Origin of the sequence: Methylobacterium oryzisoli, assembly GCF_046557895.1 — a bacterium.
In the GTDB taxonomy this organism is placed as follows: domain Bacteria; phylum Pseudomonadota; class Alphaproteobacteria; order Rhizobiales; family Beijerinckiaceae; genus Methylobacterium; species Methylobacterium oryzisoli.
The window spans coordinates 1-2,281 of record NZ_JBKIBX010000105.1 but is presented as its reverse complement, the minus strand read 5'-3'; the positions used below and the strand labels follow the sequence as shown (position 1 = coordinate 2,281).

The 2,281-nt window shown below is 69.6% G+C and carries 2 protein-coding genes; both read left to right on the top strand.

Annotated elements, in window-relative coordinates; genetic code table 11:
• The first annotated feature begins 268 nt into the window (after positions 1-268).
• The gene (locus ACKUB9_RS34205; RefSeq protein ID WP_407531142.1) at positions 269-568 is read left to right on the top strand and encodes a hypothetical protein; all 300 of its coding nucleotides are present in this window, start codon (positions 269-271) and stop codon (positions 566-568) included.
• Positions 569-632: 64 nt separating this feature from the next.
• Positions 633-2,105 (top strand): Asp-tRNA(Asn)/Glu-tRNA(Gln) amidotransferase subunit GatB, encoded by a 1,473-nt coding sequence (gene gatB / locus ACKUB9_RS34200; RefSeq protein ID WP_407531140.1) that lies wholly within the window; start codon positions 633-635, stop codon positions 2,103-2,105.
• Positions 2,106-2,281: the final 176 nt, after the last annotated feature.

Genomic DNA, 2,281 nt, shown 5'->3' with positions numbered 1-2,281 from the left:
GATCAGGGAATCACACCGCAGCAGACCCGAAAACCCCGCACCGACTCAGCCCAAACCGAAAACGCTCTAGCACGGCAGGGAAAGCCGCGCGGACTTGCAGCTGATCAACCCGACCCGGCCGGCGAAACCCGGATCGACGGTGCGAGGACGGCCCCGCCTGGTGGCGCGACGTGTCGACGCGGCGCCGGCCGAGGCCCTCTTCGCCGCCGTCTTGCCGGACCGGCGCCGAGCCGGCACAAGCCCCCGACCGTCACGGGATGCGCCGCGAATGACCGTACCCTACTACCCTCCCTCGGTCTGGATCTGGGCCGGGCTCGATCCGGTGCTGATCGGCGTGGCGCTCGTGCTCGGCTGGAAGGCCGACCAGTTCGGCAAGGTCGTGCTGGTGGCGATGATCGCCCTCGTGGCGGCCGTGCTGACCTCCTGGATCCTGACCGGCCTCGGCGTGCCGTGGCCCGCCCCGGTCGGGCGCGAACTGCCGACCTTCTTCCCGGTGCGGACGGTGTCGGCCCTGATCTGGGCCGTCATCGGCTACGGGGCGCGGCGCGCCATCGCCCCCCGCGCTTGACCGGCCGCGCGACCGCTCCCTACTAACCCCCAGGCTCCCTCAGGCAGGACGACAGGTTGTCTCGATGAACGCGCCCGTGAACCCGAAGAAGCTGATCAGGGGAGCCCTCGGCGACTGGGAGGTGGTGGTCGGCATGGAGATCCATGCCCAGGTCACCAGCCGGGCCAAGCTCTTCTCGGGGGCCGCCACGGCGTTCGGCGCGGAGCCGAACGCCCACGTGTCGCTCGTCGATGCCGCCATGCCGGGCATGCTGCCGGTGATCAACCGCGAATGCGTGGCCCAGGCCGTGCGCACCGGGCTCGGGCTCAAGGCGCAGATCAACCACCGCTCGGTGTTCGACCGCAAGAATTACTTCTATCCGGACCTGCCGCAGGGCTACCAGATCAGCCAGTACAAGAGCCCGATCGTCGGCGAGGGCGAGGTCACGGTCGACCTGCCCGACGGCGAGACGATCCGGGTCGGCATCGAGCGCCTGCACCTCGAACAGGATGCCGGCAAGTCGCTGCACGACCAGCACCCCTCCCTGAGCTTCGTCGACCTCAACCGCTCGGGCGTGGCGCTGATGGAGATCGTGTCGAAGCCCGACCTGCGCTCCTCGGAGGAGGCCAAGGCCTACGTGACGAAGCTGCGCACCATCCTGCGCTACCTCGGCACCTGCGACGGCGACATGGAGAAGGGCAACCTCCGCGCCGACGTGAACGTCTCGGTGCGCCGCCCGGGCGAGCCGTTCGGCACGCGGTGCGAGATCAAGAACGTCAACTCCATCCGCTTCATCGGGCAGGCGATCGAGACCGAGGCGCGCCGCCAGATCGCGATCATCGAGGATGGCGGGACGATCCAGCAGGAGACGCGCCTGTTCGACCCGACCAAGGGCGAGACGCGCTCGATGCGCTCCAAGGAGGAGGCGCACGACTACCGCTACTTCCCCGATCCCGACCTGCTGCCGCTGGAATTCGACGACGCCTTCATCGAGCGCCTGCGGTCCGACCTGCCGGAACTCCCCGACGCCAAGAAGGCCCGCTTCGTCTCGGATTTCGGCCTCTCGGCCTACGACGCGACGGTGCTGGTGGCCGAGCGCGCGGCGGCCGACTTCTTCGAGGCGGTGGCCCGCGGCCGGGACGGCAAGGCGGCGGCAAACTGGGTCATCAACGAGCTGTTCGGGCGCCTCAACAAGGAGGGGCGCAGCATCGAGGACTCCCCCGTCTCCGCCGCCCAGCTCGGCGCGGTGATCGACCTCATCGCCGACGGCACCATCTCGGGCAAGATCGCCAAGGACCTGTTCGAGATCCTCTGGAGCGAAGGGGGCGACCCGCGCGAGATCGTGGAGCGGCGCGGCCTCAGGCAGGTGACGGATACCGGGGCGATCGAGGCGGCCGTCGACCAGATCATCGCCGCCAACCCCGACAAGGTGGCGCAGGCGCAGGCGAAGCCCACGCTGCTCGGCTGGTTCGTCGGCCAGACCATGAAGGCGACCGGCGGCAAGGCCAATCCGGCGGCGGTGAACGCCCTCCTGAAGGCCAAGCTCGGGATCGAGTGAGGGGAGCGAAGGCCCCCTCCCCCGAACGGAAAGAGCCCGGCCTCGCGGCCGGGCTCATCTGTCTCAGGCGATCGCTGAGTCTCGTCGCGCCTCGCCATCGACGGATCGACGGCGAGGCGTCCGGCGCAGGAGCGCCGTCGCCCGAAGGCGCTGCGGTCCTACCAGGTGCCGAACTT